The sequence below is a fragment of the Actinocrinis sp. genome (assembly GCF_035650855.1).
Classification (GTDB): Bacteria; Actinomycetota; Actinomycetes; order Streptomycetales; family Catenulisporaceae; genus Actinocrinis.
Window position 1 is genome coordinate 1 of record NZ_DASRGV010000295.1, and the last position, 2,196, is coordinate 2,196.

The window sequence follows — 2,196 nt, forward strand, 5'->3', positions numbered from 1 at the left end:
CCCGGACGGTGAGCGGCGCGAGATCCTCTACACCCGCGAAGGCGGATCCGGACCCGAGGCTGACTTGCAGGACGTGCTCGCCGCGCCGGTGGTCTTCCTCGGCGTCTCGCTGCCTGAGGACGGTTGGCACGCCCCGAACGAGCGTGTGGACGTGGCGAACCTGCTCAAGGGCGCTGAGGCCGCGGCTTACCTATGGGAAGATCTCGCCGGGAACAAGTGATTACGCAGCGTCGTTGCAGACGTGGGGTACCGCTTGGTACCCGCCCAAGGGAGGGAAACGAGCGATGGCCGACCACCGCGACGCGGCGACCGGACCGCTCGGACGGCTGGCCCTGGCGCGCGGCGCCGTGGACCGCACCGCTGAACTTCGCCTCGACGAGCTGGCCCTCGCCGCCGCCTGGTCGAATCCGGACACCCGGGTCCTGGTGGTCAGCGAGGGCCGGGCGTTCGTGCTCGACGAGCCGGACCCGGTCCTGCCCGGCGCGACCAGGCCGCGGCTGGTGACGCTGCCCTCGTACGACGCGCCGGAAGGCGACCGGTACCTGCTCGGCCGGGACGAGAGCGGCTACACCTACTTCGCCGTTCCGGCCGAGACGCTGCCCGGCCGCATGGACGGCGACGCGCGCCCAGCGTCGCTGCGCGAGGTCGGCGTGCAGCTCTCGGATCGCGACGCCGGCCTGCTCACCCACGCGATCGCGCTTGAGCACTGGCACCGCAGCCACCGCTACTGCTCGCGCTGCGGCCATCCGACCGAGGTCGCCGCGGCCGGGCACATCCGCCGCTGCGCGAACTGCGGCACCGAGCATTACCCGCGCACGGACCCGGCCGTGATCATGGCGGTCACCGACCCCGACGAGCGGCTGCTGCTCGGCCGCGGTTCGGCCTGGGACCAGCGGCGCTTCTCGGTGCTGGCCGGCTTCGTCGAGCCGGGGGAGTCGCTGGAGCAGGCGGTCGCCCGCGAGGTGGCCGAGGAGGCCGGGCTGACCGTGACCTCGGTGACCTACCTGGGCAGCCAGCCGTGGCCGTTCCCGTGCAGCCTGATGCTCGGCTTCACGGCGACCGTGGACGACCCGGAGCGGGTGCGCGCGGACGGCGAGGAAGTGCTGGAAGTGCGCTGGTTCACCCGCGAGGAGCTTGCCGAGGCCGCGGCGTCCGGTGAGATCGTGCTCTCCGGCCAGATCTCTATCGCGCGCTCGCTGATCGAGCACTGGTTCGGCGGTCCGATCGCCGAGGCGGCTCGCTGAGCAAGGCTCGCTCAGGAGGCTCTTCGAGCAGGCCTGAGCCGAAACCGGGCTCAGCGCTGAGGCGTCAGCCGGCGGCCGGTGCGTGTCTCGAAGAAGTGCACCGAGTCCAGTGAAAGTTCCAAGCCGACCGCGGAGCCCGGGCGCGGCGTGGCATGCGGCTCGCATCGCACGACGATCGTCTTGCGGCCCTCGCCGACACCGGTCGAGCAGTGCGCGTACGCGACGTAGCCGAGGTTCTCAACGGCCTCGACATGCGCGTACAGGCCGCTGCCCGGTGACGTGATCTGGACCGTGTCCGGGCGGAACCCGACGGTCACCTCAGGCACCTGCAACTCGGCCGTGGTCTTGCGGTCCAGCGGCAACTCGATCACGTTCACATCGCCGAGCACCGCCCAGTCGTACTCGACCCGCGCCTTGATCAGGTTCATCGGCGGCGAACCGACGAACGCACCGACGTACGCGTTGAGCGGGTTCTCGTACAGGGCGCGCGGCGTATCGCACTGCAGGAGCACGCCGTCCTTCATCACCGCGATGCGGTCGCCCATCGTCATGGCTTCGATCTGATCGTGCGTCACGTAGATCGTGGTGGCCTCAAGCCGCCGCTGCATGTTCACGATCTGAGTACGTACGTCCGTGCGCAGCTTTGCGTCGAGGGCGCCGAGCGGCTCGTCCATCAGGAAGACCTTGGGTTCACGCATCATGGCGCGGCCCATCGCGACCCGTTGCTGCTCACCGCCGGAAAGCGTGCGCGGCATCCGGTCCAGCGTCGGGGTCAGGTCGAGCTGGGCGGCCATCCGGCGCACCCTTCGCGCGACCGCCGAGTGCGGCGCGCCGGTCAGCGACAGCCGGAAGCCGAGGTTCTCGGCGACCGTCATCTGTGGATACAGCGCGTAATTCTGGAACACCATCGCGATGTCGCGATCCTTTGGCGGCACATCGTTGACGACGTCGC

The 2,196-nt window shown here is 70.1% G+C and carries 2 protein-coding genes and 1 pseudogene; 2 read left to right on the forward strand and 1 reads right to left on the reverse strand.

Features of this window, described 5'->3' with window-relative positions; translation table 11 throughout:
- Positions 1-220: pseudogene (locus tag VFB40_RS21205) on the forward strand (peptidase M20); the annotation flags it as partial.
- A 64-nt stretch (positions 221-284) separates the two neighbouring features.
- Entirely contained in the window at positions 285-1,244 is a 960-nt protein-coding gene (gene nudC / locus VFB40_RS21210; RefSeq protein ID WP_324853352.1) for an NAD(+) diphosphatase, read from the forward strand.
- Positions 1,245-1,294: 50 nt separating this feature from the next.
- Here nudC and VFB40_RS21215 read toward each other — a convergent pair.
- The coding region (locus VFB40_RS21215; protein ID WP_324853354.1) for an ABC transporter ATP-binding protein at positions 1,295-2,196 on the reverse strand (902 nt) is incomplete at its 5' end.

What these genes read in the sequence shown, in the direction of transcription:
- nudC (WP_324853352.1), top strand. Translation starts at nt 285, where the DNA reads ATGGCCGACCACCGCGACGCGGCGACCGGACCGCTCGGACGGCTGGCC.